22 protein-coding genes are annotated in these 26381 nt (G+C 71.3%); 15 read left to right on the forward strand and 7 right to left on the reverse strand.

What is annotated here, in order from left to right:
• Window positions 1-135 precede the first annotated feature (135 nt).
• The 3 genes from ACYU8V_RS00720 to ACYU8V_RS00730 form a co-directional block, all read right to left on the reverse strand.
• A complete protein-coding gene (locus ACYU8V_RS00720) occupies window positions 136-612 on the reverse strand; it encodes a hypothetical protein (protein WP_460844508.1) in 477 nt (158 codons plus the stop codon).
• A 141-nt stretch (window positions 613-753) separates the two neighbouring features.
• A complete protein-coding gene (locus ACYU8V_RS00725; RefSeq protein WP_460844509.1) occupies window positions 754-1833 on the reverse strand; it encodes an inositol-3-phosphate synthase in 1080 nt (359 codons plus the stop codon).
• A 13-nt stretch (window positions 1834-1846) separates the two neighbouring features.
• Window positions 1847-2413 (reverse strand): PadR family transcriptional regulator, encoded by a 567-nt coding sequence (locus ACYU8V_RS00730; RefSeq protein WP_460844510.1) that lies wholly within the window; start codon window positions 2411-2413, stop codon window positions 1847-1849.
• A 135-nt stretch (window positions 2414-2548) separates the two neighbouring features.
• Between ACYU8V_RS00730 and ACYU8V_RS00735 the strand changes: the two genes are divergently transcribed.
• Window positions 2549-4777 carry a transglycosylase domain-containing protein gene (locus ACYU8V_RS00735; RefSeq protein ID WP_460844511.1) on the forward strand — a complete coding sequence of 743 codons (2229 nt, stop codon included), beginning with the start codon at window positions 2549-2551 and terminating at the stop codon, window positions 4775-4777.
• A 1-nt stretch (window position 4778) separates the two neighbouring features.
• Window positions 4779-6191 (forward strand): glycosyltransferase family 87 protein, encoded by a 1413-nt coding sequence (locus tag ACYU8V_RS00740; RefSeq protein WP_460844512.1) that lies wholly within the window; start codon window positions 4779-4781, stop codon window positions 6189-6191.
• Here ACYU8V_RS00740 and ACYU8V_RS00745 read toward each other — a convergent pair.
• Both ACYU8V_RS00745 and ACYU8V_RS00750 read right to left on the reverse strand, forming a co-directional pair.
• The gene (locus tag ACYU8V_RS00745) at window positions 6152-7213 is read right to left on the reverse strand and encodes an alanine racemase (protein WP_460844513.1); all 1062 of its coding nucleotides are present in this window, start codon (window positions 7211-7213) and stop codon (window positions 6152-6154) included. The two genes, ACYU8V_RS00740 and ACYU8V_RS00745, sit on opposite strands and share 40 nt — an antisense overlap.
• A 4-nt stretch (window positions 7214-7217) precedes the next feature.
• Window positions 7218-8330 (reverse strand): lipid II:glycine glycyltransferase FemX, encoded by a 1113-nt coding sequence (locus ACYU8V_RS00750; RefSeq protein WP_460844514.1) that lies wholly within the window; start codon window positions 8328-8330, stop codon window positions 7218-7220.
• Between the two features lie 204 nt (window positions 8331-8534).
• Between ACYU8V_RS00750 and ACYU8V_RS00755 the strand changes: the two genes are divergently transcribed.
• The 8 genes from ACYU8V_RS00755 (at window position 8535) to ACYU8V_RS00790 (ending at window position 21231) form a co-directional block, all read left to right on the forward strand.
• On the forward strand, window positions 8535-9248 hold the full coding sequence (locus tag ACYU8V_RS00755; RefSeq protein ID WP_460844515.1) for a TetR/AcrR family transcriptional regulator: 714 nt from the start codon (window positions 8535-8537) through the stop codon (window positions 9246-9248).
• A gap of 329 nt (window positions 9249-9577) precedes the next feature.
• Window positions 9578-10678: a hypothetical protein gene (locus tag ACYU8V_RS00760; protein ID WP_460844516.1), complete on the forward strand. Its 1101-nt coding sequence runs from the start codon at window positions 9578-9580 to the stop codon at window positions 10676-10678.
• A 162-nt stretch (window positions 10679-10840) separates the two neighbouring features.
• The gene (locus ACYU8V_RS00765) at window positions 10841-13786 is read left to right on the forward strand and encodes a hypothetical protein (RefSeq protein ID WP_460844517.1); all 2946 of its coding nucleotides are present in this window, start codon (window positions 10841-10843) and stop codon (window positions 13784-13786) included.
• A 91-nt stretch (window positions 13787-13877) separates the two neighbouring features.
• Complete coding sequence (locus ACYU8V_RS00770) at window positions 13878-17288, forward strand: beta strand repeat-containing protein (RefSeq protein WP_460844518.1); 3411 nt, start codon at window positions 13878-13880, stop codon at window positions 17286-17288.
• A gap of 76 nt (window positions 17289-17364) precedes the next feature.
• On the forward strand, window positions 17365-18864 hold the full coding sequence (locus tag ACYU8V_RS00775; RefSeq protein WP_460844519.1) for a hypothetical protein: 1500 nt from the start codon (window positions 17365-17367) through the stop codon (window positions 18862-18864).
• Window positions 18861-19964, forward strand: a complete 1104-nt coding sequence (locus ACYU8V_RS00780) for a sortase domain-containing protein (RefSeq protein WP_460844520.1) — start codon at window positions 18861-18863, stop codon at window positions 19962-19964. The genes ACYU8V_RS00775 and ACYU8V_RS00780 overlap by 4 nt, the downstream gene beginning before the upstream one ends.
• Window positions 19965-19966: 2 nt before the next feature.
• Window positions 19967-20623, forward strand: a complete 657-nt coding sequence (locus tag ACYU8V_RS00785) for a class F sortase (protein ID WP_460844521.1) — start codon at window positions 19967-19969, stop codon at window positions 20621-20623.
• Complete coding sequence (locus ACYU8V_RS00790) at window positions 20620-21231, forward strand: class F sortase (protein ID WP_460844522.1); 612 nt, start codon at window positions 20620-20622, stop codon at window positions 21229-21231. Before ACYU8V_RS00785 ends, ACYU8V_RS00790 begins: the two co-directional genes overlap by 4 nt.
• A gap of 6 nt (window positions 21232-21237) precedes the next feature.
• On the opposite strand, the gene ACYU8V_RS00795 is transcribed toward ACYU8V_RS00790, so the two are convergent.
• A complete protein-coding gene (locus ACYU8V_RS00795; RefSeq protein ID WP_460844523.1) occupies window positions 21238-22038 on the reverse strand; it encodes a deoxyribonuclease IV in 801 nt (266 codons plus the stop codon).
• Between the two features lie 76 nt (window positions 22039-22114).
• Between ACYU8V_RS00795 and ACYU8V_RS00800 the strand changes: the two genes are divergently transcribed.
• The 5 genes from ACYU8V_RS00800 to rplI all read left to right on the forward strand — a co-directional run bounded on the left by ACYU8V_RS00800 (window position 22115) and on the right by rplI (window position 26045).
• The gene (locus ACYU8V_RS00800) at window positions 22115-24166 is read left to right on the forward strand and encodes an FHA domain-containing protein (RefSeq protein WP_460844524.1); all 2052 of its coding nucleotides are present in this window, start codon (window positions 22115-22117) and stop codon (window positions 24164-24166) included.
• A gap of 157 nt (window positions 24167-24323) precedes the next feature.
• Window positions 24324-24608, forward strand: a complete 285-nt coding sequence (gene rpsF, locus ACYU8V_RS00805) for a 30S ribosomal protein S6 (RefSeq protein WP_460786944.1) — start codon at window positions 24324-24326, stop codon at window positions 24606-24608.
• Window positions 24609-24709: 101 nt separating this feature from the next.
• Window positions 24710-25264, forward strand: a complete 555-nt coding sequence (locus ACYU8V_RS00810; RefSeq protein ID WP_460844525.1) for a single-stranded DNA-binding protein — start codon at window positions 24710-24712, stop codon at window positions 25262-25264.
• A 68-nt stretch (window positions 25265-25332) separates the two neighbouring features.
• Window positions 25333-25569: a 30S ribosomal protein S18 gene (gene rpsR / locus ACYU8V_RS00815; protein WP_460844526.1), complete on the forward strand. Its 237-nt coding sequence runs from the start codon at window positions 25333-25335 to the stop codon at window positions 25567-25569.
• 29 nt (window positions 25570-25598) lie between these two features.
• Complete coding sequence (rplI, locus tag ACYU8V_RS00820; RefSeq protein ID WP_460844527.1) at window positions 25599-26045, forward strand: 50S ribosomal protein L9; 447 nt, start codon at window positions 25599-25601, stop codon at window positions 26043-26045.
• 79 nt (window positions 26046-26124) lie between these two features.
• On the opposite strand, the gene ACYU8V_RS00825 is transcribed toward rplI, so the two are convergent.
• Window positions 26125-26352 carry a hypothetical protein gene (locus ACYU8V_RS00825; RefSeq protein WP_460844528.1) on the reverse strand — a complete coding sequence of 76 codons (228 nt, stop codon included), beginning with the start codon at window positions 26350-26352 and terminating at the stop codon, window positions 26125-26127.
• Window positions 26353-26381: the final 29 nt, after the last annotated feature.

The raw sequence follows: 26381 nt of genomic DNA on the forward strand, positions 1-26381 counted from the left end.
GGTCCAGCCCACCGAGGTGCGGGGCGTCGCTCACACCCTCGGGACGTACGAACGCCCCGGCCGGCGGTCTGGAGAGACCGCGGGCCGGGGCGTCCGTGACGTCGCGAGGGTGCAGAGGTGCCGCCTCGCGTCGGGTCAGGCAGGCGGCGGCGGGGGCGGCGGCGTGCCGCCCTGGTTCTGCTGCGCCTGGTTCCGCAGGTCCTCGAACGCGCTCTTCGCGCCCCCGCTCTGCAGGGTGAGGAACGCGCCGACACCCACGCCGATCATCGCGAGGACGCCGATCCACAGGCCGAAGCCGAGGGCGCCGTCGGAGAGCCGGACGATCACGAAGATGACGCCGAACAGCAGGGTGAGCGCCGCGAGCGCGACGCTCGCCAGGTCGGCCTTCGCCGCATCGAGCGGTACGACGCCCGCCAGCCGGGCACCCTCGTAGGCGACCAGCACGATGGTCAGCAGCCACGCGACGACACCGATCTGGTGCCAGCCGGACGCGCTCGCGGAGACGCCGAACATCGAGATGTGGTACCACGGCAGGAAGCTGCTGATCAGCAGGAGCAGGGCCGCTCCGGGCAGGACCAGCTTCGGGACGGACAGTGCGTTGGATGGGGGCATGAGGTCTCCTGGGTCGGTCCGCGTCGTCGAGCGGATCTTGCGTCAGACAACTGGGGATCAAACCCGGTGTCAAGCAGCCCAGGAACGCCTAAGGGCCGGTCTCCCGCGGGAGACCGGCCCTTCGCCGTACTGAGGTGAGGATCAGCCCTTGATGAACGCCTCGAGCTGCAGGCGACCCTCGGTGTCCTCGATCTGGACCGGCGGGCTCTTCATGAGGTACGCCGACGCGGGCAGGATCGGGCCGCCGATGCCGCGGTCCAGGGCGATCTTCGCCGCGCGGACCGCGTCGATGATGATGCCCGCGGAGTTCGGGGAGTCCCAGACCTCGAGCTTGTACTCCAGGTTCAGCGGGACGTCGCCGAACGCGCGACCCTCGAGGCGCACGTAGGCCCACTTGCGGTCGTCGAGCCACGCCACGTAGTCCGACGGACCGATGTGGACGTTCTTGGAGTCGATCAGGCCGGCCAGCGGGCCGGTCAGGTTCGAGGTCACGGCCTGGGTCTTGGAGACCTTCTTGGACTCCAGGCGCTCACGCTCGAGCATGTTCTTGAAGTCCATGTTGCCGCCGACGTTGAGCTGGTAGGTGCGGTCCAGCACCACGCCGCGGTCCTCGAACAGCTTGGCCATCACGCGGTGGGTGATGGTCGCGCCGACCTGGGACTTGATGTCGTCGCCGACGATCGGGACGCCGGCGTCCTCGAACTTCTTGGCCCACGCGGGGTCGGAGGCGATGAAGACGGGGAGGGCGTTGACGAAGGCCACGCCGGCGTCGATCGCGCACTGGGCGTAGAACTTGTCGGCCTCCTCCGAGCCCACCGGGAGGTAGGAGACGAGCACGTCGACCTTGGCGTCCTTGAGCGCCTGGACGACGTCCACGGCCTCGGCGGGCGACTCGTCGATCGTCATCCGGTAGTACTTGCCCAGACCGTCGAGGGTCGGGCCGCGCTGGACCTCGACACCGAGGGTCGGCACGTCGCAGATGGAGATGGTGTTGTTCTGCGAGGCGTTGATGGCCTCGGAGAGGTCCTTGCCGACCTTGAGGTCGTCGACGTCGAAGGCGGCGACGAACTCGACGTCAGAGACGTGGTAGTCGCCGAACTTGACGTGCATCAGACCGGGGACGGAGCCCGCCGGGTCGGCGTCCCGGTAGTAGTGCACGCCCTGGATGAGAGACGTGGCGCAGTTGCCCACGCCGGCGATCGCTACGCGAACCGAACCCATAGGAGGTCCTTCCTTACTTTTCTTGAGTGGTGGTGGGCGTGGTGGCCGCACCACGCTCGGCGTTGATGAGCTCGGAGAGCCAGCGGACTTCCCGCTCGACCGACTCGACACCGTGCCGCTGCAGCTCGGTGGCGTACCGGTCGACCTCCTTCTGCGTCATCGCCAGGTCACGCTGGACCCGGTCGAGACGTTCTTGCAGCCGGGAACGCCGGCCCTCGAGCACCCGCAGCCGGATCTCCATGTCCGTGGAGGAGAAGAACCGGAACCGGATGTCGAAGTTGTCGTCCTCCCACGCAGCGGGTCCGACCTCGGACATCAGCCGGGCGAACTCGGCCCGGCCCTCCTCGGTCAGCTGGTAGGTGATCCGTTGGCGACGGGAGGGGACTCCCCCCGGCACGACCTCGGAGATCAGGTTGCCGCGCAGCATCTTCTTCAGCGCCGGGTAGAGCGAGCCGTAGGACAGCAGCCGCCCCCACCCGAGCATCAGGTTGAGCCGCTTGCGCAGCTCGTAGCCGTGCATCGGACCCTCGTGCAGCAGTCCGAGGACTGCGAGCTCGATGGTGTCTCCGCGCCGTGCCATGCGACCTATCGTACCGATATATCCGTGGAACGTGAACTTCCGATGGATCGCGAGTGTCGGACGCGTGCCGTTGGAGCCGTACGACGGGCCCTGCGTACCCTGATCCGCGTGGCTGCAGCGCAAGGAAACCGCCGGATGCCCCGATCGAGCGGAGCTCGCGCCGGGCGCTCCGCTCGACCCAAGGACTGGAAGTCGCGGCTCAAGCGCCTCACGCTGTGGGCGCTGGTCGCCTTCCTGATCTGCTCACTGATCGGGATCGTCGGCTTCATCATCGCCTACAAGTCGATCAACATCCCGGACCCGAACGCCGAGTACCTGACGCAGACGACCCACGTCTTCTACGCCGACGGCAAGACCGACCTGGGTGACTTCGCGGTCCAGGACCGCACCGCGATCCCGTTCGCCGAGATGCCGCAGACCATCAAGGACGCCGTGGTCGCGGCCGAGAACCGGAGCTTCTGGACCGACCACGGCATCGACCCCAAGGGCATCCTGCGCGCCGCGTTCAGCAACGCCCAGGGCAACGCGACCCAGGGCGGCTCCACGATCACCCAGCAGTACGTGAAGCTGCTGTACCTGACCCAGGAGCGCAGCATCAAGCGCAAGATCAAGGAAGCGATCCTGTCGCTGAAGATCCAGCAGCAGCTGTCCAAGCAGACGATCCTCGAGGGCTACCTCAACACCGTCTACTTCGGTCGGGGCGCGTACGGCGTCCAGGCCGCCGCCCGCTCCTACTTCGACGTCGACGCCAAGGACCTCACCCTGCGCCAGTCCGCCGTCCTCGCGTCGCTGGTCAACAACCCCAGCGGCCTGGACCCGGCCAACGGGAAGGCCTCGAAGGCGGCACTGCTCGAGCGCTACGACTACGTGCTGAACGGGATGGCGTCGATGGGCACCGCCGACCCCACCAAGGTCGCCAAGTACGTCGGTCACCTCCCCAAGTTCCCGACCATCAAGAGCGAGGACCGGTACGGCGGGCAGCGCGGCCACATCCTGTCCATGGTCAAGCAGCAGCTGCTCTCGCTCGGCTTCAGCGAGGCCGAGATCGCCGGCGGCGGCCTGCAGGTGACCACGACCTTCACCAAGAAGGCCATGAACGCCACCGCCCGGGGCGTGAAGAAGATCCGCCCCTCCGGGTTCGGCCCGCGCCGGCTGCACATCGCCGCCGCCTCCGTCCAGCCCGGCACCGGCGCCGTCCGCGGCCTGTACGCCGGCCAGGACTACCTGCTCTCCCAGCTCAACTGGGCCCTGCTCGGCGGCTCGGCGGGCTCGACGATCAAGCCGTTCGCGCTGGCGGCGGGTCTCAAGGCCGGCTTCTCGCTCAAGGACACCTTCCAGGGCAACGGTCCCTACACCTACCCCGACGGCCATGAGGTCAACAACGAGGGGAACACCCCCTACGGTGCCCACATCACCCTGCTCAAGGCGCTCGAGGAGTCGGTCAACACCGCGTTCGCCGACCTGACGATGTCCATCCCCGACGGCCCGCAGCGGATCGTGGACATGGTCAACGCGGCCGGCATCCCGCCCGCGACCGCCGCGAACCCGCCCTACGGCTTCCCCGACCACTCGCCGGGACAGGTGGCCGACTCGGGCGTGGCGCTCGGCTCGGAGACCGTGAGCCCGATCAACATGGCCAACGCCTACGCCACGATCGCGAACAAGGGCGTGGCGGCCGACGCCTACATCATCGAGAAGGTCGTGGACGCCGACGGCGTGACCCGCTACCAGCACGAGGTGACCACGCACCGGGCCATGTCGGCCGACATCGCCGCCGACGACACCTACGCCATGCAGCAGGTGGTCCAGCAGGGCACCGGCACGGCGGCACTGGCGCTCGGCCGGCCCGCGGCCGGCAAGACCGGGACGGCCACCAACGCCCTCGACCAGGTCTCCTCGGCCTGGTTCGCGGGCTTCACCCCGCAGATGTCGACGGCCGTCATGTACGTCCGCGGCCAGGGCAACGGCCAGCTCGACGGCTGGCTGCCGTCGTACTTCGGCGGTCACTACCCGGCCGAGACCTGGACCGAGATCATGAAGATCGAGATGGCTGGGCTCCCGGTGGAGGACTTCCCGCCGCCGGCGTACGTCGACGGCACCGCGCCGACCGGCGGGCACAGCCCGCTGCCGACCCGGGCGCCGCACACCCACCACACCAAGGCGCCGCAGTCCTCCTCGGCCCCGCCCGCGTCGTCCTCCGCGGCGACGACGGCCACCACCGGGCAGACGCACGGGCACGGCAACGGCGGTGGCCCGCCGACGCCGACGACGCCGAGCACCCCGGTCACGACCGCGACCGCGACGGCCACCGCCGCGACCCATGGGCCACCCAAGAAGAGCCTGCCTGCGGGTGGTACCCCCTGACATGGACACCCCCGACGAGCGCGTCCACCCGACCCGTGAGGACGGGGTCGTCGCGTCGCTGAGCGAAGCGGTCGGCGGGCCGATCGGCTCGCACGCGGGCCGCCACCGGTGGTGGACGCCCACCCGGGTCCTGCTGCTGCTGACCGCGGTCGTGTTCAGCCTGGGCCTGGTCCAGAAGGCGCCGTGCGCGCTCAGCTCCGGGCACGACCAGAACTGGACCTACACCCACATGTGCTACACCGACCTGCGGCCGCTGTACGTGCCGCGGGGGTTCGCCGAGGAGCACTGGCCCTACAGCGGCAACGCCGAGGTGCGGGCGCGCTACGAGACCATGGAGTACCCGGTCGGGATCACCTATTGGGCGTGGGGCACGGCCTGGGTCACCCACCTGCTCAACGGCTCGCCCGACATGGCGAAGCGGGCGGCCGAGCCGGTCGACCAGCTGGGCAGCGAACCGTCGGTCGTCAAGGAGATGACGATCTTCACGCTGGTCAACGCGGTCGGGTTCGGCGTGCTCGCCCTGCTCGCGACCTGGCTGCTCGCGAAGGTGAACCCGCGCCGGCCCTGGGACGCGGCGGTGTTCGCGCTGTCACCCGCGCTGGCGCTCGCAGGCCTGGTCAACTGGGACCTCCTCGCGGTCGCGACGGTCGCCGGGGCGCTCTGGGCGTGGTCGCGCGACCGGCCGCTCGTGGCCGGGCTGATGATCGGGCTCGGCACCGCCATCAAGCTGTACCCGCTGTTCCTCCTCGGCGCGGTCGCGGTGATCGTGATCCGTGAGCGGCGCTACTTCGACCTGTGGTTCGCCAGCGTCGGAGCCCTCGTCGGCTGGGCCGTGCTCAACGGGCCGCCGCTGGTGTTCGACGAGGCGCAGTGGCGCAACTTCTGGACCTTCAACTCCGGACGGCCCGCCGACCTCGGGTCGCTGTGGCAGGTCATCGTCCAGGCCAGCGGGCACGACATCGCGCCGCACACCATCAACCTGTGGTCGTGGGCCCTGTTCGGCGCCTGGTGCGCGGCGGTGGCGCTGATCGGCTGGAAGGCACGTCGCGCGACGATGGCCCAGCTCGGCTTCCTGATCGTGGCCGGCTTCCTGATCGTCAACAAGGTCTACTCCCCGCAGTACGTCCTGTGGCTGCTGCCGCTCGCCGCCCTGGCCCGCCCGCGCTGGCGTGACCAGATCGTCTGGCAGGCCTGCGAGGTCTTCTACTTCTGCACGATCTGGTGGTACCTCGCCGGCGAGCTGGCCCCCGCGGCCGGGGGCAACGCCGGCTTCTACTGGCTCGGCATCGGGGTCCGGGTGCTCGGCGAGCTCTACCTGATGGCGATGGTGGTGCGGGAGATGTACCGGCGCGAGCCGATGCGCGCCAGCCGCCCTCAGGAGATGTCGACCTCGTCGAACGCCGTCGCGGTGTAGCGGACACGGACCTCGACGGTCTCGCCCACCGCGGGCACGTGCGCGCCCGCGGGCAGGAACAGCATCGAGGCCTGCATGTGAGGCGGCTCGGCGAAGAGGCGGAGCTTGCCGTCGACGGAGTACGGCGATCGCACGAACCCGGCGGCGTCCAGACCGCCGCGGGCCAGGGTCGAGGCGCGCGCCTTGAGGGATGCCTCGCCGGTGGGCGCCTCGAGACCGATGCCGTGGGCGGTTCCGCCGCTGACCACGAGCAGGTGGCCGGGCTTGGGCGCGCTGCGGCCGCGGTAGCCGTAGTGCTCGCCCCGGTCGATCGGGTGCACGTCCAGGACGGTCGAGGTGACGGTGAGCGCGCCGCGGTCACCGAGCCACAGCCCGGTGCCGATCCGCGGGCGGATCGTGAAGTCGGCGTACTCCTCGCGGAGCCGGGTGAGCTCGACCGGGGTCAGGTGGCTGACCCAGATCGTGGTCGCCCGGGGGCCGGGGACGTCGGCGCCGATGTAGTCGGTGACCAGGCGCTTGACCTCGGAGTAGTGGCCGCCGGCCGCGAGCGGCAGGTGCAGCGCCAGGCCCTCGACCCGGGCGCCCGGATGCTTGCGCAGCAGGTCGCCCGCCTGCCAGAGCTCGGGTGCGCTCATGCCGTGGCGGCGCATGCTGGTCATCCGCTCGAGCACGACCCGGGCGCGCGGCTCCTGGGCGAGGAGGTCGCGCAGGTCCTCCAGGCGGCTGACCGTGTGGATCAGGTTCACGCCCTGCTGGGGGATCCACGGCCGCCAGGGGGTGAGGACCAGCAGGTCGCCGTCCCAGCGGGCCGAGAGCTCGGGCACCTCGTCGTAGGTGCCCGCCGCGATCGCGGAGACGTCGTGGCCGCGGTCGCGCAGCCAGCGGGCCTTGCGCGCCAGCCGGCCCAGGGTGAAGCCGTAGCCGTTGCCCTTGGCGACCGGCACCAGGCCCGGGTTGGCATCGGCGACCTGCTCGAGGTGCGCGCGCCAGCGGGGGCCGTCGACGTGGAGGGTGAGGCTCATCTGATCAGCGCCGTTCCATGTAGACCTGGAACGCCTTGTACAGCGGGCGGTTGATCGGGAGGTCCCACTCCCCGGCGTACTCCACGGCCTCGCCGCCGGTGCCGACCTTGAACTGGATCAGTCCCACGTGCGGGTCCTCGGAGTCGAGGGTCTCGGTGATGCCGCGCAGGTCGTAGACCGTGGCGCCCGCCGCGATCGCCTCGCGGATCATCGCCCACTGGATCGCATTCGAGCCGCGGACCTCGCGCTTGATCGTGGAGGAGGCGCCGTAGGAGTACCAGGCGTGCTGGCCGACGCGGATCGCGATCGTGCTGGCGACCAGGTCGCCCTCGTGGTGGGCGAGGTGGAGCCGGAAGCGCTCCGGGTCCTCGGCGGTGAGGGCGTCGTACATCGTCTGGAAGTAGGAGAGCGGCCGCGGGGTGAAGTGGTCGCGCTGGGCGGTGTGCACGTAGAGCTCGTGGAAGGCCGCGAGGTCCTCGTGGGTTCCGACGCTCGTCTCGACGCCCTCCTTGGCGGCCTTCTTGATGTTGCGGCGCCACAGCTGGTTCATGCCCTTGAGCACGTCGTCCTCGGTCCGGCCGGCGAGCGGGACCTGGAACACGAACTGCGGCTGGCCGGCGGCGAACCCGCCCTCGACGCCCTGGTGGCGCCAGCCGAGCCGGGTCAGCTGGCTCACGGCGCGGGCGCCGGCGGCGGGTCGCTCGGCGGGAGGGATCTGGGACAGCAGGCGTACGTCGGGATCGGCGATGCCGTCCTTGACCTGGGCCGTGGTCCAGCGGGCCGTGACGACCGGCGGCCCGATCCGCACGGCGAAGGCACCCTGCTTCCTCAGGTGCGCGGTGAGCGGGTCCAGCCAGGCGCCGAGGTCGTCGCTCTCCCAGTCGATGACCGGACCCTCGGGCAGATAGGCCAGGGACCTCTTGAGCTTCGGCAGCTGGCGGTACAGCACCAGCGCCGCGCCGACCTGGGAGCCGCCGGCGTCGAACCAGCCCAGCGACTCCGCCCTCCACTCGCTCTTCACCTTCGCCCACGCCGGCGTCTGCAGGAAGCTGGCGGACGGCAGGCTCGCGAGGTAGTCGTGGTGCTCGGTCGGGGAGATCGGGCGCACGCTCGGCATGGGGTCAGGCTACCGAGCGCCGGCTCGGCCCGGTCGCGCCCTACGGCGTGGGCGATGTGCGCGGCGTACGGGATATGCCTTTCCGGAATACCCCGGAAACCGGGGAAAGGGGCGCAATTGTCGATATGGGCACCTGATAACTTTCGTTAATACCGCTCGCAATTGAGCGTGGATCAACGGTTTTTCTCGGGGGAGGCGTTCGATGTGGCGACCAGGCGCGACCGACGGCGGGCGGCGACGTACCAGGAGATCGTGGCGGCCGCACGGGCCCAGCTGGCCGACGGCAAGGAGCTCGCGCTGCGCGGAATCGCCGACGCGATCGGGATGAGCTCGCCGGCGCTGTACCGCTACGTGGCGAGTCGCAGCCAGCTCGTCGACCTGGTGACCGAGACCATCGACGCCGACGCGGTGCGCGCGGTCGAGGCCGACGTCGAGCGCTATCCCGAGGGCGACCCCGCCGCGCGCTGGGTCTCGGGATGGGCCGGCTACCGGCAGTGGGCGCTACGCCACCGCGGGGAGTTCCGGCTCGTGATCGGGCATCCCCGCAGCGGTGGCGAGTGCCCCTCCAGCCTGCGGGAGGCGTCCGACGGCTACCTGGGCACGCTGCTGCACGACCTGTGGCGGCACCAGGGCTTCGAGGTTCCGGAGCCGGTCGTGGCGCCAGCGGAGCAGCTCGAGGCCGGTACCCGGTCGGGGCGCACGGCCCAGTGGCCGGCCGGGCTGGCCTGGCTGCACCAACGCGTCTCGGCGTCGCACAACGGGATCATCGCCCTCGAGGTGACCGGCTACGTGCCCGACGAGATGGTCGCCAACGGCGCCCTCTTCCGCGAGACCGTCCTGGACTGGTTGCCGCGCCTCGGCCTCCAGCGCGACACCGCTCGGCTGGCCTCGGTGCTGGACGCTGAACTCGCGGTGTGACCGGGCTTTCCGAAAAGAAAATCATTCGGGGCAATACGGCCTGTGGTCTAGACATCGGTAATCGGGCGAGTTAAGAATCGTCACAGGGAGCGCGGATAGTCGATCGACCAGCCACGTTCTTGCCACGGGTTCACCGGGTGATCTGGGGGATCACCGGTTGCCGGTGGCGGTGGTGGGAGGGCCGCCCATTTCGCAGCCCGCGCCGATCCTGCCGACCAGTTTCCTCGGGGATTCGAAGCGGCGCGGGAGCGTCGCGGGTCAGGACGGTGACGCAGATGGGCGCACTCGCGGCGACCGCTCAGCGCGGTCGAACCGCACGCGGAGGGCTTGTGGCCCGCTCCGCGCTGCGGTTCCTCGCGCTGCTCGGCTTCGCCTGCGCAGCGGTCATCCTGTTCAGCACCGCGGCCAACGCGGACAGCGGCTCCACCGGCCCCACCGGCACCGCGTCGAGCCCGACCCCGGCCTCCAGGCCGGGCCTGGTGCCGGGTCTGCTCACGACCGCGAAGACCCTGCTCCACCCGGCCACGGCGTCGGTCTCGGCGCCCACCGTCGCGGGAGGTACGCCGAGCTCGCCGGTCGCCCCGGTCGCTCCCGCGGAGACCACTGCCGCTCACCACGCCTCGACCTCCGGCGTCCCGGCCGCGCACGGCGTCCTGCCGATCCTCGCCGCCGTCGCCTCGGCTCCGGCCGCCCCGTCGGCTCCGGCCGCCCCGGTCGCGCTGCCCCTGCATGACGCGCTGACCCCGGTGATCGCGGCCGCCGCCCACGGAGTCACCAGCACCGTCGACGTCCTCTCCGACAGCACCTCGTCGCTCCCGGTCCTCGGCCTGGCGACCAGCCTGCTGCGCGACGCCGGCACGGCGACGACCGGTGCGGTCGTCTCCACCGTCGACTCGCTGACCACCCACCTCGACGCCCAGCTGGACACCCAGCTGGCCCTGGTCGTCGCGACGACCGGTGGTCTGGTCGCCCCGCTGACCGGCGGCGGCTCCAAGGTCTCGGCCGCTGGCCCGCCGGCCGCGTCCGCGGGCGGCCCGTCCGCCCCGACGTCCGCCGCCGGCGTACCCGGTACGGCCGTGATGCCGGTCCTCGGTGGCATCCGGCTCCCCGTTCCCGCCCTCACCCCCGCGCTGCACGGAACGGCCCCCGACGTCATGCCGGCGCCGCCGCGCTCGGTGGGCCCCGCCACCGCGGTGCAGTCCGCTCCGGTCTTCGTCGCCTACGCGGCTCCGGCGATCGGTGCAGTCGGTACCGCCACCGGCACCCTGCCGGGACCTGCCGCCGGTGCGTCCGCCGGCGGGCACGAGCAGACCGAGGTGCCGCGCGGCTTCGACTTCCGCACGGTCATGGCGATCGGGCGTCCTGCCGCCCCGGTCGTCCGGCCGCTGCCGGGGACCCCGCTGGTCGACCCGGGGTTCTCGCCGGACTGAGCTCGAGGTTCCCGCGTCGTACGTCCTGACGCGGGAGCCGCCGACCCGACGACGGCCGCGTCGCGGCCCGCTCGCCGACCCTGTCGACGGCGTTCGCAGGGAGTCATCCCTCCCATCGCAGAACCACTTCCTCGAAGCGATACCTGAAACAGGAGTACGCAGATGTCCATCACGTCTCGGAAAACGCACGTGCGCGGCGACGCGCCAGCGGACTGGCAGCCGATCGGCCTCGCCACACCCGTCACCATCCTCTCTCCGAAGGACGGGCGCACGCTCGTCCACGACCTCGCCGTGGCGCGGGCCCGCCGGGCCGCACGGTCCGTCATCGCCCCGGGCGTCGTGCTCGCCGCAACGCTCGGCGTCACGTCGTACGCCGCTGCGACCGGTGCCATGCCGACGGTGACCACGTCCGCCAGCACGACGGGCACACCCACCTCCTCCACCACGACCACGTCCACGGGGATGTCGACCGGGACCACGGCGACCACGCCCGGCGTCCCCATGCCGACCTCCGCCGCGGGCGGCCTCTCGGGCCTCTCGGGCATCGGGGGCAGTCTGCCCGGCGCCAACCTCCCCGTCGTCGGCAAGTTCGTCGCCAACGCGCCGAGCATCTTCAGCGCCGGACTCCTGGGCGGTACGCCGGCGGTGCAGACCTCGGTCGACCCCCACCAGACCGGCCACTCCACCGGCGACACCACCGCGCCCGGCGGTGGCGACATGTGCGACTTCTTCCTGCAGCACATGTGGAAGAACGAGGACGGCATCCCGGTCCTCGGCAGCAACTCGCACTTCCTGACCTATCACACCGATCCGGCGTACAAGAACCTGATCCTGTCGCTGTTCAGCGGTGCGATCGGGAACTCGGAGATGCCGATCGTGAACATCTACCAGGGTCCGCTCGGCTGGATCCCGATCTTCAACCCGACGCACGTCCGCGGTCACGGCACCGACTACGTCACGCTGCTGACCGGGTGCGGAGGCATGGGCCTGCCGATCGACACCAAGACCGGCAGCATCAACCTCGACCGGCTGCCCACGCCGGCGAAGGCGCTGAACCTCGCGACCCGGATCATGCCGAACGTCCCGTCGCTGCCGAAGATGCTCGGTCCGGACTACCTCTACAACACGCTGCGGGTCGACGAGATCACGAACCGCCTCGGCTTCAACACCGTGATGACCCCGGACGAGTACGTCGCGTTCGCGGGCAAGAACATCGACGCGATGCGGCTGCTGTGGCAGACGGCCCTCGAGAAGATGAGCAACCCGGTCAGCATCCTCGACGTCCTGAAGGTCACCGACAACATCAAGACCTTCCAGTCGCTCGGTCTGCCGGGTCTGCCCGGGGTGCCCGGTGCGGGCGGGAGCACGCTGACCGGCAGCCTTCCGTCGGGCGGCCTGACCGCGGGCCTGCCGACGGCCGGCCTGACCAACAGCCTGCCCACCTCGAGCGTTCCGGTCGTCGGCCAGCTGCTGGCCGATGCTCTCGGCGGCAAGGCGACCCCGCCGGCGGGGGAGGGGATCCCGGGGACCAGCACCAGCGTCGACACGGGTTCCACGACTCCGGGTTCCACGACGCCGGGTTCGACCACTCCCGGTTCGACCACCCCTGGTTCGACGACTCCGGGTTCGACGACTCCGGGTTCGACGACGCCGGGCACCTCGGACACGGGTTCGCTGCCGCTCGGTGACCTGACCAGCTCGATCCCGCTGCTCGGCGGCGGTGCGCAGGCCGGCGGCCTGGTTCCCTCCGGTGGGCTGGACCTGCTCAGCTCGATCCCGGTTCTGGGAGGCAGCCTCTCCGGTGTGGCGGGCACGCCCAGCGGGACCGGTACGACTCCGGGTTCGACCACGCCGGGTTCGACCACGCCGGGTTCGACCACGCCGGGTTCGACCACGCCGGGTTCGACCACGCCGGGTTCGACGACGCCGGGTTCGACGACGCCGGGTTCGACGACGCCGGGTTCGACGACGCCGGGTTCGACGACGCCGGGTTCGACGACGCCGGGTTCGACGACGCCGGGTTCGACGACGCCGGGTTCCACGACGCCGGGTTCGACGACGCCGGGTTCGACCACGCCGGGTTCCACGACGCCGGGTTCGACCACTCCGGGTTCCACGACGCCGGGTTCCACGACGCCGGGTTCCACGACGCCGGGTTCCACCGCGCCGTCTGGCTCGCTTCCGGGCCTCGACGTCCTCGGCCAGATCCCCGTCGTGGGCGGCATCCTCTCGGGTTCGGCCACGTCGGGTTCGACCACTCCGGGTTCGACCACTCCGGGTTCGACCACTCCGGGTTCGACCACTCCGGGTTCGACCACTCCGGGTTCGACCACTCCGGGTTCCACGACTCCGGGTTCCACGACGCCGGGTTCCACGACTCCGGGTTCCACGACGCCGGGCTCCAACCAGCAGTCGACCGTGGCGTTCACCGTCGGGAAGCCGACCGTCAACGGCGCCGGCTCGGGACTGATGGTCACGAAGGGCTCGTCGGTCACGTTCAAGGTCCCGGTGACCAACACCGGCACCCTGCCGCTGACCCGGCTGTCGGGCACGACGTCCGACGGCACGACGATGGTGGCTCCGGCCGGCGCGCTGCAGCCCGGTCGGACGGCGTACCTGACCTACACCGTCCCTGCTCAGACGGGGATGCACGCGGTCGGTTTCAACATCGTCGGCTCCAACGCGAACGGTCAGCAGATGGCCAAGACCTGCGGGGCGTCGTACACGGGTGTGGCTCCGACCGCCGGTCAGGTGGTGGCCGGCAACGGCGTCACCGTGAACAACCAGCCGGTGAGCTCGGGGGTGCGCTACACCTTCGGGTCGACCTCGCCGGCGAAGGTCGGCTTCCAGGTCACCAACACCGGTGACGCGCCGATCCGGACCCTCACCGCGACGTCGCCGAACGGCCACGTCACCTGCGCGAAGACCTCGCTCCAGCCCGGTGAGTCGACGACCTGCTCGGTCAGCATCTCTCCGCAATCAGGCCTCAACCAGGTGAAGGTCGACTTCGCCGGTGTCGACGTCAACGGCCGCACGACGACCAGCACGAAGTCGATGGACTACACGCTCTGCACGTGCGGTGACGTCCCCTCGACGCCGGTCGGCTGAGGCTCCCAGGAAAGGGTGGAATGACATGAATCCCTGGATGAGACGGTCCCTCGAGGCCGGCTTGTTCGTGGGCGGATTCCTCGCTGTCGGCGTGGGTGCAGCCCACGCCGACAGCGGGGGCCCATCCCCCACGGACCCAGCGTCCGGCCTGCTCCAACCCGTCACCCAGCTGCTGGGTGGCAACGGGTCGCACGGATCGGGCCTGACCGACACCGTGACCGGCATCGCCAACGGCCTGACCGGCCGGCAGACGTCGACGTACAGCGTCTCGGTCGTTGCCCCCACGGGTACGACGGCGACGACCACACCGCCCCCGGCCGCGCAGGCTGCCGGGAACGGCGGAGGTCAGCCGAGCACCACGAGCGCTGCCCTCGCCCACGTCGAGGGCGTGAACCCGGGGCGTTCGCTGGTGCCGTCGTCGGGAGGATCCTCGTCGAGCACGTCGAACGACGCAGGGTGCTCGTGCGCGATCACGACCCAGACACCGACGGTCAACCACGCCGCGGCCGGTGAGCCCGGTGTGGCGGCGGCGCCCGCCGGGTCACCGGCGGACCTGTCGATCCCGGTCTACAACAGCTCGGACGGCACCATCAGCCAGCTCTCGGCGGCGACGCCGCAGGGCCAGCTGAGCTGCGGTGCGACCGAGCTTCCGGTGGGGGGTGGCACGTCGTGCAGCGGCAGCTACACGCCCGTCGGAGGGACCCAGTCGGTTCCCGTGACCGTGTCGGGCACGACGGCGGCAGGCACCACGCGGACGACCGGAACGGCGTACCTGACCGGTACGACGCCCGTCGCCGCAGGTGGTCCTGACCCGTCGGGCTCCGACGGTGGCGGTACGTCGCCGGGCGGCTGCGACTGCGCACTGACCACCGGGACCCCCAGCTTCGACGGCATGGCCGCCGGGGACTCCGGGACGGCGCAGACGCAGGTCGGGCACGCGGGCACGCTGTCCGTCCCGGTGTCCAACACCGGGTCCGAGCCGGTCTCGGGTCTGACCGCGCACACCAGCCAAGGGTCCCTGACCTGCGCCGACACGACGCTGGCACCGGGCGGGTCGACGACCTGCTCCGGGCCGGTCGCGCCGACGGCTGGGAACGAGGTCGTCCCGATCACGGTGTCGGGCACGACGATCGACGGGACCCGGTCGACCACGGGCTACGGCTACGTGACCGGTACCTCGGGTTCGACCACGCCGGGTTCGACCACGCCGGGTTCGACGACGCCGGGTTCGACGACGCCGGGTTCGACGACGCCGGGTTCGACGACGCCGGGTTCGACGACGCCGGGTTCGACGACGCCGGGTTCGACGACGCCGGGTTCGACGACGCCGGGTTCGACCACGCCAGGTTCGACCACTCCCGGTAGTTCGTCGCCGGCTTCGGGTTCGATCACGGTGAACGGGGTCAAGTACCCGGTCTGCGCTGGGTCCGCGATCGTCAACGGGGTGACCTATCCGGTGAATCCGGATGGGTCGGTGGCCATCGGTGGCGTCAGCTACCCGGTCACGTCCTCGACTCCGAGTTCGAGCACCCCTGGTGGTTCGACTACTCCTGGTGGGTCTTCGCAGTCGCCGTCGGGTTCCATCACCGTCGATGGGGTCAAGTACCCGGTCAGTGATGGTGCGGTGAGCGTCGGTGGGATGTCCTACCCGGTGAACCCGGATGGGTCGGTCACGATCGGTGGCGTCAGCTACCCGGTCACGTCCTCCACGCCTCCGGGTTCGACCACGCCTGGTTCCACGGCTCCGGGCTCGATCACTGTCAACGGGGTGAAGTACCCCGTGAGCGGTGGTGTGGTGAACGTGGGTGGGACGTCGTACCCGGTGAACTCGGATGGCTCGGTCACGATCGGTGGCGTCAGCTACCCGGTCACGTCCTCCACGACCCCGGGTTCGACTACTCCGGGGGGTTCGACTACTCCTGGTGGGTCTTCGCAGTCGCCGTCGGGTTCCATCACGGTGAACGGGGTGAAGTACCCCGTGAGCGGTGGTGCGGTGAACGTGGGTGGGACGTCGTACCCGGTGAACCCGGATGGGTCGGTGACCATCGGTGGCGTCAGCTACCCGGTCACGTCCTCGACTCCGAGTTCGAGCACCCCTGGTGGTTCGACTACTCCTGGTGGGTCTTCGCAGTCGCCGTCGGGTTCCATCACGGTGAACGGGGTGAAGTACCCCGTCAGTGGTGGTGCTGTGAACGTGGGCGGGATGTCCTATCCGGTGAACCCGGATGGGTCGGTGACCATCGGTGGCGTCAGCTACCCGGTCACGTCCACGACGCCGGGTTCGAGCACCCCTGGTGGTTCGACTACTCCTGGTGGGTCTTCGCAGTCGCCGTCGGGTTCCATCACCGTCGACGGGGTCAAGTACCCGGTCAACGGTGGGTCGGTGACGGTCGGTGGGATGTCCTACCCGGTGAACCCGGATGGGTCGGTCACGATCGGTGGCGTCAGCTACCCGGTCACGTCCTCCACGCCTCCGGGTTCGACCACGCCTGGTTCCACGGCTCCGGGCTCGATCACTGTCAACGGGGTCAAGTACCCCGTGAGCGGTGGTGCGGTGAACGTGGGTGGGACGTCGTACCCGGTGAACCCGGATGGGTCGGTCACGATCGGTGGCGTCAGCTACCCGGTCACGTCCTCCACCCCGGGTTCCACTACTCCCGGTTCGATCACTGTCAACGGGGTGAAGTACCCCGTGAGCGGTGGTGCGGTGAACGTGGGTGGGACGTCGTACCCGGTGAACCCGGACGGCACGGTCACCATCGGTGGCGTCAGCTACCCCGTGACCCCCGCCCCCGGCTCGACGACCCCGGGCGGTGGCGACAACGCCCCTGGCGGCTCGACCGGCACCGGGCAGACCAGCCACCCGCTGGCCATCGGTGCTCCGGAGGTCAACGGCAAGTCCGCGGCGGCCCCGGGGGCGGTGGTGGTGCCGGCAGGGACGAGCCGGACGGTCTCCGTCCCGATCACCAACACCAGTGACGGCAGGCTCACCGGGATCCAGGGCACGGCTGGCGGCAGTGCGATGCACTGCGCCAGCACGGACCTGGCGCCGGGTGAGACCACGCGCTGCACGGGTCGTGTCACGACCGCGCTCGGTGCCCAGGCGGCGCCGATCCAGGTCTCCGCGATCCAGGCGGACGGCTCGCGCACCGCGACGCGTCGGCCGCTGTTCCTGACCGGCGTGGCCTCGACCGCGACCGGCGGCGGCCAGCCCTCGACCGTCAACCTCGGCGACAACGTCGGGGCGGGCGTGGGGATCGGACAGAGCGTGAGCTCGGGGAACGTCTTCACCGGCGTACCTGGTCCGGTGCAGCAGTTCGTCAACCCCCAGCAGGGCGCCTTCCCGATGCCGGCCGGTCCGGTCGCAGCGGGCGGAGGCGGCATGGCCGGGGCGGCGGCAGACCAGGGCGTGGACGACGGTACGTCGTACTGGGCCTGGAGCCTGCTGCTCGCCGGCGGCGGTGCCGTCGTGATCGCGCGCTCGCGTCAGCGCGGTCGCTGACCTGCGCACGGTGTGGTGCGGCTGCTCCGCGCGGCCGCACCACACCCTCCCTCTCCTGCCACCGAAAGGCAGTCTCATGAGCACCACCGCTTCACCCCCCAGCACGGTCGACGCGGATCAGCCCGAACGCCTGGTCCGGGCCGAGCAGCTGGCCGCGCAGAAGATCCCGATCACGCGGGCCAAGGTCGTCAGCATCGGCGGCGGGCTCGGCTCCTTCGCCCTGGTCGACCGGCTCCGCATCGGCGGAGTCGCCGACGACGACATCGCCGTCGTCACCGCGCACCGCCAGCCCACCGCCGCGCTCGTCGAGCGCTGCGTCGCGGCCGGCATGACCCTCGAGGACCGACTCCGCTCCGACTCCGGTGCGCGCGTGGACAACCTCTGGGGCTTCCCGGGGTACGCCGCCGAGGAGGCCTGGACGAGTCGCTCGGTCAAGCCGCTGGCGCGCGTCTTCGGTGAGCCCGTCCTGACCGACGTCTACACACCGACGGTGGGCCTGATGCAGCGCGGCGTCACGCGCGAGGCCCGCCGGATCGGGTGGTCCCGGATGACGACCGTGGCCCAGGCGGAGTACCTGTTCAAGCGTGCGGAGGGCGGCTACTTCGTCGTCCTGCGCAAGGGTGAGCGCCTCCGGGCGATCCAGTGCGACCACGTCCACCTCGCGCTGGGTGCCCCGGGGCCCGCGCTGTCGCCTGAGGCGGAGTCCTTCCGGGCCGGCGCGCACCCCGAGCGCCTCCGGCATGTCTACGAGAGCCACGAGGACATCCTCGAGGGCCTCGAGCGCGACGGGGGCTCGGTGATCGTCCGCGGCGCGGGGATGGCCGCCGCCCAGCTCCTGGCGCGGCTGGCCCGCGCCCGGGAGGTCAACGGGGCCGACATCCACGTCTGGCACGTCGTACGGCAGTGGCCCACCGACGAGGGGACCCGACCCTCCCGCCGGATCGGGCTGGGCTTCACGCACCAGTCCTTCGACTTCCCCAAGGCGGCGTACGGCGGAGAGCTGCGGGAGGTCCTGCTCGGCACGAGCGACGAGGAGGCGCGACTCCGGCTCATCGAGAAGTGGGGCGCGACGTCGACGCCGTACCGGGCCGACTCCGCCGATCTGCTGCGCCGCGGCCGCTTCGAGGGCTGGTACGAGGCCGTCGTCGGCACCGTCGACTCGTTCATGGCGCGCGGCAGCAAGGTGGTCGCCTCGGTGCGGCTGCAGAACGGCAAGGAGATGGCGCTGGCCGCCGACCACGTCCTCGACGCGACCGGCCTGCGGACCGAGGCGGACCACCACGGCCTCGTCGCCGACCTGCTCGCCTTCAGCCCGGTCGGCCTCAACCGCCTCGGCGGGCTGCGGGTCGACGAGCGGTTCGAGGTGATCGGGGGCGCCAGCGGCGACGGACGGATCTTCGCCAGCGGCGCCACCGCCCGCGGAGGCCACTACGGCCCGGTCGACTCCTTCTCCGGGATGCAGTACGCCGCCCTCACGATCGCCGACGAGCTTGCCTCGTCCGGGATCGGTCGCCGCCTGGATCCGTGGCACTCCTTCACCGGATGGCTGCGCTGGATCGGGGGGAGGTCGCTGTGACCCCGACCCTGGCCGGCAGGCTGCAGACCCGCCTGCTCCTCGCCGTCGTCATCGGGCTTCCGGTCGCGCTGCTGATCGGGTTGCTGCCCGGCGGCCTCACCGCGGGCGGCGCCCTGCTCGCCCTCGCCGTGCTCACGGCGCTGGGACTGGGCTGGGAGTGCGTCTACCACCTGGTCCAGCAGCAGCGCTGGGACGGTGACTGGCCCAGCTCGATCGCGCTGGGCGTCGGCGTCATCGAGGCGCTGGTCGTCTACCCGGTGCTCGGGCTGCTCGGCGCCGCTCCGCGGTTCGGAGCCCTGATGGGACTCCTGGCTGCGGTGTGGGTCGCCCTGTGGGCGGTCGCGCAGGGGCCGGTGTCGGTGTTCCTCCCGCAGTGGCGGTACCGGGGCGCACGGGTCGTCGCCCCGCGTTCCGCGTCCCGCTCGCGGACCCCGCGCAGCGTGGCGCTCCCCCGGTTCCGGCCGACCCGCCAACAGCTCGTCGTCCTCGGCGGTGTGGCCGCGATGGCCGTCGCCGTCCTGCTGCTCGCGCCGCTGGTCGGGTCGCGCACGCACGCGCCGATGCCGACCGCCATGGCGCACAAGGCGGGCGCGGCGGGCGCGGCGGACCGGGCCGACGGGTCGCAGCAGCAGATGGTCGACATCCGCCGGACGACGTGGGACACCACGCACCGCATCGGTCCCCACGCACTGCGGTTCCCCGCGGCCGGTGTGGGCGCCGTACTCGACAAGGTCAGGATGACGTCGTCGGGAAGCCTGGGTACGCCGAGCTCGGGGCGGGCCGCCTGGTTCGCCCAGGGTGCCGCCCCGGGGCAGCGCGGGCCGGCCGTCATCATCGGCGACTCGGCCAACGTCTTCGCGCGACTCGGCGAGGTGCGCAAGGGCCAGCGGTTCGCCATCGCCCGCTCCGACAGCAGCGTCGTCCGCTTCGTGGTCGACGACGTCGTACGCGTCGACGCTGCGCAGTTCCCCACGCACCGGGTCTACGGTCCGTCGCTCCGGCCGCTGGCGCGGCTGATCGGCTACGACACGGCGACGGGTCGCAACGTGATCGTGTTCGCCCACGCCGTCGCCGTCACGATGCCGGCCGTTCGGAGCTGACGATGTCGTCTCGGGTCACCAGGCAGGGCGGGGGCGTCGCCGGCTGGGCCGGTGTCGCGTTGCTCGCCTTCGTCCTGGCCGGTGTCGTCCTGCTGCGCCCGGGCCACGCGGTCGTCGCCGCGTCGCCGCGGCCGGGCCCGGTGACGCAGCGTGTCGCGGCGGCGGCTCCCGCGCCGTCGAGGTCCGTGCGCCCGGTGCGGCTGGACATCCCGCGGATCGACGTCGCCACGCCGCTGATCAGGCTCGGCCTGACGGCCGACCGCGAGCTGGAGGTCCCGCCGCTGTCCCACGCGGGCGTCGCCGGCTGGTACGACCTGGGCCCGGTGCCCGGGGACGCCGGCCCGGCGGTCCTCGCCGGACACGTCGACTCCGAGGACGGGCCGGCCGTCTTCTACGGGCTGTCCGCCCTCCGACCCGGCGACCGGCTCACCGTGGACCGCAGCGACCACCGGACCGCCGTGTTCTCGGTGGACCGCGTGACCGCGTTCGCCAAGAGCAGGTTCCCCACCCGTGCCGTGTACGGCGAGACGCACGACGCCGAGCTGCGGCTCATCACGTGCGGCGGGACCTACGACCCCACGCAGGGCGGCTACCAGTCGAACGTCGTCGTCTTCGCGCACCTCGATCGCTTGATGAAGACCCCTCGGGAGGACAGATGAGCACCTCGTCGTACTCGCACGCACACCGGATCGTCGCCTACGGATTCCTCGGCTGCCTGGCCCTGATGGTGACCGCCGGGCTCGTCAGCGCAGGTCACCGGACCCCCGGCGCCCGGACCGAGCCCGCCGCCGCCCATCCCTCGCCGGCCGATCTCGTGCTGACGTCGGCGTCGCCGCCGACGCGGCTGCGGATCCCGGGTCTCGGCCTGGACGCCCGCGTCGTGCGCCTCGGGCCCGACGCCGGTGGGCGGAACCTGGCGCTGCCGCCGCTGCGCGCCGCCGGGTGGGACGTCAGCTCGGTGACGCCCGGCCAGCGCGGCATCACCGTCATCGCCGGGTTCATCGAGCGCTCGGCTGGGAGCCCGGGCGCACTGGCCCATCTGCGCCGGCTGCATCGGGGCGATGTGGTCGTCCTGCGGCGTCGTGACGGCGCCCGGGCGCGCTACCTCGTCACCCGGATCGCGTTCTACGCCAAGGGCCACCTGCCCGCGGCGAAGGTCTTCGCGCCGACCCCCGGGCCAGAGCTGCGGCTGGTGAGCCTCGGTGGACCGCTGCACCGCGGCGATCCGATCGGCAACGCCGTGGTCTTCGCCCGGCTCGCCGGCTGACCCCGATCAGCCCAGCCGCTCCCGCAACCAGCTGAAGTCGGCGACGTGCTCGTCGGCCCCGCCCGGCGTCTCGCAGACCACCGGGGCGCCGGCCTGCCGGACGACGTGCGCGAGGAGGTCGGGATCGATCCGGCCGGCGCCGAAGTTGGCGTGCCGGTCGGCCCCGGAGTCGAAGTCGTCGCGGCTGTCGTTGGCGTGCACCAGGTCGATCCGGCCGGTGATGGCGAGGACGTCGTCGACGATGGTCTCGAGCTTGTTGCCGCCGGCGTGCGCGTGGCAGGTGTCGAGGCAGAAGCCGACCATGTCCGCGCCCTCGGCCGACGAGATCGCGTCCCAGACGCCCTTGATGCGGTCGAGGTAGCGCGTCATCGCGTTCGTGCCGCCGGCCGTGTTCTCGATGAGCAGGGGGAGCTTGAGGTCGGTCGCCTCGATGGCCTTGCGCCAGTTGTCGAAGCCCTTGGCGGGGTCGTCCTCGTCCTGGACGTGGCCGCCGTGCACGATCAGCCCCTTCGCGCCGAGCTCGGCCGCGGCGTCGACGTGCTGCTGCAGCAGCTTGCGGCTGGGGATGCGCTGGCGGTTGTTCGTGGTCGCGACGTTGATCAGGTACGGCGCGTGGACGTAGAGGTCGACGCCGGCCGCCACGGCGGCCGCGCGGAGGGCGGCCGGGCCCTCGGCGTACTCGACCACGGGGCCCTTGTAGGACTGCGGGTTGCCCAGGAAGAACTGGACCAGTGGCGCGTTGCGGGCCGCCGCCTCGGCGACGGGGTCGGCCTGGTCGACGTGGGCACCGATGCGCAAGGTCGTCATGGCTCTAGGCTACGAGCCGCTGCCGACGGTCACTCGGGCCGGTTTTCACCGGCGCCGGAATGGGGAGTGCTCAACCATGACCAGACTTCGGATCGCCGCTGGTGGCCAGACGTGGACCTTCGACGAGCCTCGGGTCGTCACCATCGGGCGCGGGGTGGGCGCCGACGTCGTGCTGGACCGCGCCTCGGTGTCCCGGCGTCACCTGGAGTTGCGCTCGGACGGACGCGGGTGGCAGCTGGCCGATGTGGGCAGCACTGCGGGCACGTGGGTCGGCGCCCAGCGGGTCTCCGGCTTCCCGCTCACCGGTCCGGTCGCGCTGCGGGTCGGCGACGAGACCACCGGTGTCGTCGTGGAGATCACCCCCGAAGTCGCCGTACCCGCCGCGCCCCCGGCGCCCCCGGCTCCGCCGGCCCCTCCCGCTCCACCGGCGCCTGCCGGCAACCGCTTCGCGCCCGGCGGTACGCCGGCGGCGCGACCCGTCGGGACCCCCGGACAGCTCCCGCCGGCCGACCTGGACGTCACCCGGGTGCCGGTCGCGTCGTCCGCGCCCGGCATGGGCGGTCCCGGCCTGGTCGTGCGCACGAACACCGGCACGGAGCGGTTCGCCCCGGGACGTGCGATCCGCATCGGCCGCGAGCCCGGCCTGGAGCTGAGCATCGACGACAGCGCCGTGTCGCGCCAGCACGCCATCCTCGAGCCGCGACCGGACGGCTGGTGGTTCGTCGACCGCTCCACCGGGGGCTCGTACGACGCCGACGGCGACCGGATCACCCAGCGGCGCATCACCGAGCCGACCACGGTGATGCTCGGCCACCCGACGGCGGGCTGCGAGATCGAGATCGTGCCCGCGGTCGACGCCCGTACGGCGCAGCGCGGCATCGCCCGCAAGCGCCGGCGCAAGGGCCTGCTGGTCGGCAGCTCCGCGGCACTCGCGCTGCTGCTCATCATCGGCGGCGTCGTGCTCGGCATCGTGCTGGGGCACGACGGCGGTGGCGGCGGCTCGACGAGCCTCTCCAAGGACGCCCTCGAGCGCGCCAAGCGGGCCAGCGTCTTCATCATCGCCGAGGACTCCAGCGGCCAGCCGGTCTACACGGGCTCGGGCAGCATCATCACCGACACCGGCCTGATCCTGACCGCGGGCCACGTCGGTGAGCCGGAGGCGCCCGGTGAGAGCGTCGAGGTCGACAACCCCGCGACACTCCTGATCGCGCTCACCTCGCCTCAGGACGACAAGCCGGTCAAGGCGGCGTTCGAGGCGAAGCCGATCGTCACCGACGGCGTGCTCGACCTGTCGGTCCTGCAGATCACCGCGGACGCCGAGGGCAACTCCATCGACCCCTCCGACCTCGCCGACCAGCTGCCCACCCCGATCCCGCTCGGCAACAGCGACGACCTCAGCACCGGCGACGAGATCACCGCGCTCGGGTTCCCGGCGCTGGCCAGCCTGGAGACCAGCGACCAGCTCTCGCCATCGCTGACGGTGACGAAGGGCGTGGTGGCGACGTTCGAGGCGAACAGCGACCTGAACACCCAGCGCGCCTGGATCGACAGCGACGTACGGATCGGCTCGGGCAACTCCGGCGGCGCCTCGATCAACGACCAGGGCGAGCTGATCGGCGTCAACGACGCGGTCATCACCGCGACCACCGCGCAGGGCAACGCCGGTGAGTTCACCGGCGGCTCGGCGCTGATCCGGCCGGTGGCGCTCGCCCAGGACATCATCGACATCGCGAAGAAGGGCGGCGACCCGTCGTACACCTCGCCGTATTTGCAGTCGATGCCCGACCCCAGCCAGCAGACCCAGGGCATCACGGCCACCAGCGAGGGCTGGAGCACGACGAGCTCGGCGAACTGCTCGGGCACGGCCACGCTGAGCGGTGTGGGTGGCGGCGACACGATCTACGCCTGGTTCCAGGTGTCCGGCATCTCCGACGGCACCTCGGTGACGTTCACCGTGTACGACGCGAGCGGGCAGGCCGTCGACTCGGCCAGCCAGCCGTGGAGCTACGGGGCGTCCAGCACCTGTGTCGGGGTGCCCTACCAGCTCAAGAGCAGCGTCCCGTCGCTCACCGGCGCGCTGTCGGTCGCGGGCCAGGACCTCGCGCGCAACCCGGTCCGGCTGGGCTGAGACGGCCTCCGGCCACGATTCGGTACGCCGCCGGGGCCGCTGTTAACCTGACACGTCGCTCGGCCGCCGCGCACCAGGTGCGGAGGTCGGCGTACTGCAGAGCCCTCCTGCCACGGAGAGTCCGTGGCCGCCAAGTCCAGAGGAGGTGGAGACCGCTTTGCGCAAGTATGAAGTAATGGTCATCCTCGACCCCAGTCTCGACGAGCGGACCGTTCAGCCGTCCCTCGACAAGTACCTCAACGTCGTTCGCGGCGATGGTGGCACCGTCGACAACGTGGACATCTGGGGCCGTCGTCGCCTGGCCTACGAGATCAACAAGCACGCCGAGGGCATCTACGCCGTGCTCAACCTGACCGCGGAGCCCGCGACCGTCGACGAGTTCGACCGCCAGCTCGGCCTCAACGAGGCCATCCTCCGCACCAAGGTGCTGCGCGCCGACTGACGCGTCCCGACGGGGCCTGTGGACAGCCGCTACCGCTTGTCGGTGGCGTCGGACACGATGAAGGTCCCGCTCACCCGATCGTCACATTCGAGGAGACATCCATGGCAGGCGACACCGTCATCACCGTCATCGGCAACCTGACCGACGACCCGGAGCTGCGGTTCACCCCGTCCGGCGCCGCCGTCGCGAACTTCACGGTGGCCTCGACCCCGCGGACGTTCGACCGGCAGACCAACGACTGGAAGGACGGGGAGACCCTCTTCCTGCGTTGCTCGATCTGGCGGCAGGCTGCGGAGAACGTGGCCGAGTCCCTCCAGAAGGGCATGCGCGTCATCGCGCAGGGCCGGCTGGTGTCTCGTTCCTATGAGACCCGTGAGGGTGAGAAGCGCACCGTCAACGAGCTGCAGGTCGAGGAGATCGGCCCGTCGTTGACCTGGGCGACCGCGAAGGTCACCCGGGCGAGCCGCTCCGGCGGCCAGGGCGGCAACAGCAGCTACGGCGGTGGCCAGCAGGGTGGCGGTCGTCCCCAGGGCGGCAACGACGCCTGGGGCGGCGGCCCGCAGTCCTCGGGTGGCTCGGACTTCGGTGGCAGCGCGCCTGCCAGCAACGACCCGTGGGCGACGCCCGGGGTCGGCAACTCCGAGCCCCCGTTCTAACCAACATTCATCAACCATTCCGGCGATCCGTGACTGGGGCCGCCGGGCTCTGAAGGAGGAGCACCACAATGGCTAAGGCAGTCGTTCGCAAGCCGAAGAAGAAGGTTTGCCAGTTCTGCAAGGAGAAGGCGACCGGTGTCGACTACAAGGACACCGCGCTGCTCCGCAAGTTCATCTCCGACCGCGGCAAGATCCGTGCGCGTCGGGTGACCGGCAACTGCGTCCAGCACCAGCGCGACATCGCGATGGCTGTGAAGAACGCCCGCGAGGTCGCCCTGCTGCCCTACACCTCCGCCGGCCGCTGATCCGGGCCTGAGAGAAGGAGAGAGCAGACATGAAGATCATCCTGACCCACGAGGTCGACGGTCTCGGCTCCGCCGGTGACGTGGTCGAGGTCAAGGACGGCTACGGCCGCAACTACCTGGTCCCGCAGGGTCTCGCGATCCGCTGGACCCGGGGTGCGCAGTCGCAGGCCGACGCGATCAAGGCCGCCCGTTCGGCCCGCGCGGTGCGCGACGTCGCCCACGCCGAGCAGATCAAGGCCAAGCTCGAGGGCAACGCCGTCAAGGTCTCGGTCAAGGCCGGCCAGGGCGGTCGCCTCTTCGGTGCCGTCACGCCCGCGGACATCGCGTCCGCGCTCGGCGAGGCCGCCGGCGAGTCGATCGACAAGCGCACCATCGTGATCGGCAGCCCGATCAAGGCGCTGGGCAACCACGCCGTGTCGGTCAAGCTCCACGACGAGGTCTCGGCCTCGGTGGCGCTCACCGTCGTCGCCGGCTGACACCCGGCACAACTGCAAGAGCGGCCGGTCCCCGAGAGGGGCCGGCCGCTCTTGCGTTTCCCGGGTCGGTGGGGCCGCCTCAGGCGGAGTGCCGCGCCGCGGCGAGCTCGCAGGTGCGGGCCAGGTCGGCCCGCTCGGCCGCGGTGAGCCACGGGCAGGTGTGGTCGAGCAGGAGCAGGGCGGCGGACCGGGAGGCCTGGCCGCGGTGGCCGGGCAGGTCCGGGGCCATGGCGATCACGTCGGTGAGGATGCCGATCACGACATCACGCTGCTGCGGCGTCCAGTCGGTGGGTGTCTCGCGCTCCATGGACCATCAACGAGCGCGTGGACCAGTTG

The sequence above is a fragment of the Nocardioides ultimimeridianus genome (assembly GCF_054777895.1).

What these genes read in the sequence shown, in the direction of transcription:
- ACYU8V_RS00720 (WP_460844508.1), bottom strand. Translation starts at nt 612, where the DNA reads ATGCCCCCATCCAACGCACTGTCCGTCCCGAAGCTGGTCCTGCCCGGA.
- ACYU8V_RS00725 (WP_460844509.1), bottom strand. Translation starts at nt 1,833, where the DNA reads ATGGGTTCGGTTCGCGTAGCGATCGCCGGCGTGGGCAACTGCGCCACG.
- ACYU8V_RS00730 (WP_460844510.1), bottom strand. Translation starts at nt 2,413, where the DNA reads ATGGCACGGCGCGGAGACACCATCGAGCTCGCAGTCCTCGGACTGCTG.
- ACYU8V_RS00735 (WP_460844511.1), top strand. Translation starts at nt 2,549, where the DNA reads ATGCCCCGATCGAGCGGAGCTCGCGCCGGGCGCTCCGCTCGACCCAAG.
- ACYU8V_RS00740 (WP_460844512.1), top strand. Translation starts at nt 4,779, where the DNA reads ATGGACACCCCCGACGAGCGCGTCCACCCGACCCGTGAGGACGGGGTC.
- ACYU8V_RS00745 (WP_460844513.1), bottom strand. Translation starts at nt 7,213, where the DNA reads ATGAGCCTCACCCTCCACGTCGACGGCCCCCGCTGGCGCGCGCACCTC.
- ACYU8V_RS00750 (WP_460844514.1), bottom strand. Translation starts at nt 8,330, where the DNA reads ATGCCGAGCGTGCGCCCGATCTCCCCGACCGAGCACCACGACTACCTC.
- ACYU8V_RS00765 (WP_460844517.1), top strand. Translation starts at nt 10,841, where the DNA reads ATGTCCATCACGTCTCGGAAAACGCACGTGCGCGGCGACGCGCCAGCG.
- ACYU8V_RS00775 (WP_460844519.1), top strand. Translation starts at nt 17,365, where the DNA reads ATGAGCACCACCGCTTCACCCCCCAGCACGGTCGACGCGGATCAGCCC.
- ACYU8V_RS00785 (WP_460844521.1), top strand. Translation starts at nt 19,967, where the DNA reads ATGTCGTCTCGGGTCACCAGGCAGGGCGGGGGCGTCGCCGGCTGGGCC.
- ACYU8V_RS00790 (WP_460844522.1), top strand. Translation starts at nt 20,620, where the DNA reads ATGAGCACCTCGTCGTACTCGCACGCACACCGGATCGTCGCCTACGGA.
- ACYU8V_RS00795 (WP_460844523.1), bottom strand. Translation starts at nt 22,038, where the DNA reads ATGACGACCTTGCGCATCGGTGCCCACGTCGACCAGGCCGACCCCGTC.
- ACYU8V_RS00800 (WP_460844524.1), top strand. Translation starts at nt 22,115, where the DNA reads ATGACCAGACTTCGGATCGCCGCTGGTGGCCAGACGTGGACCTTCGAC.
- ACYU8V_RS00810 (WP_460844525.1), top strand. Translation starts at nt 24,710, where the DNA reads ATGGCAGGCGACACCGTCATCACCGTCATCGGCAACCTGACCGACGAC.
- rpsR (WP_460844526.1), top strand. Translation starts at nt 25,333, where the DNA reads ATGGCTAAGGCAGTCGTTCGCAAGCCGAAGAAGAAGGTTTGCCAGTTC.
- rplI (WP_460844527.1), top strand. Translation starts at nt 25,599, where the DNA reads ATGAAGATCATCCTGACCCACGAGGTCGACGGTCTCGGCTCCGCCGGT.
- ACYU8V_RS00825 (WP_460844528.1), bottom strand. Translation starts at nt 26,352, where the DNA reads ATGGAGCGCGAGACACCCACCGACTGGACGCCGCAGCAGCGTGATGTC.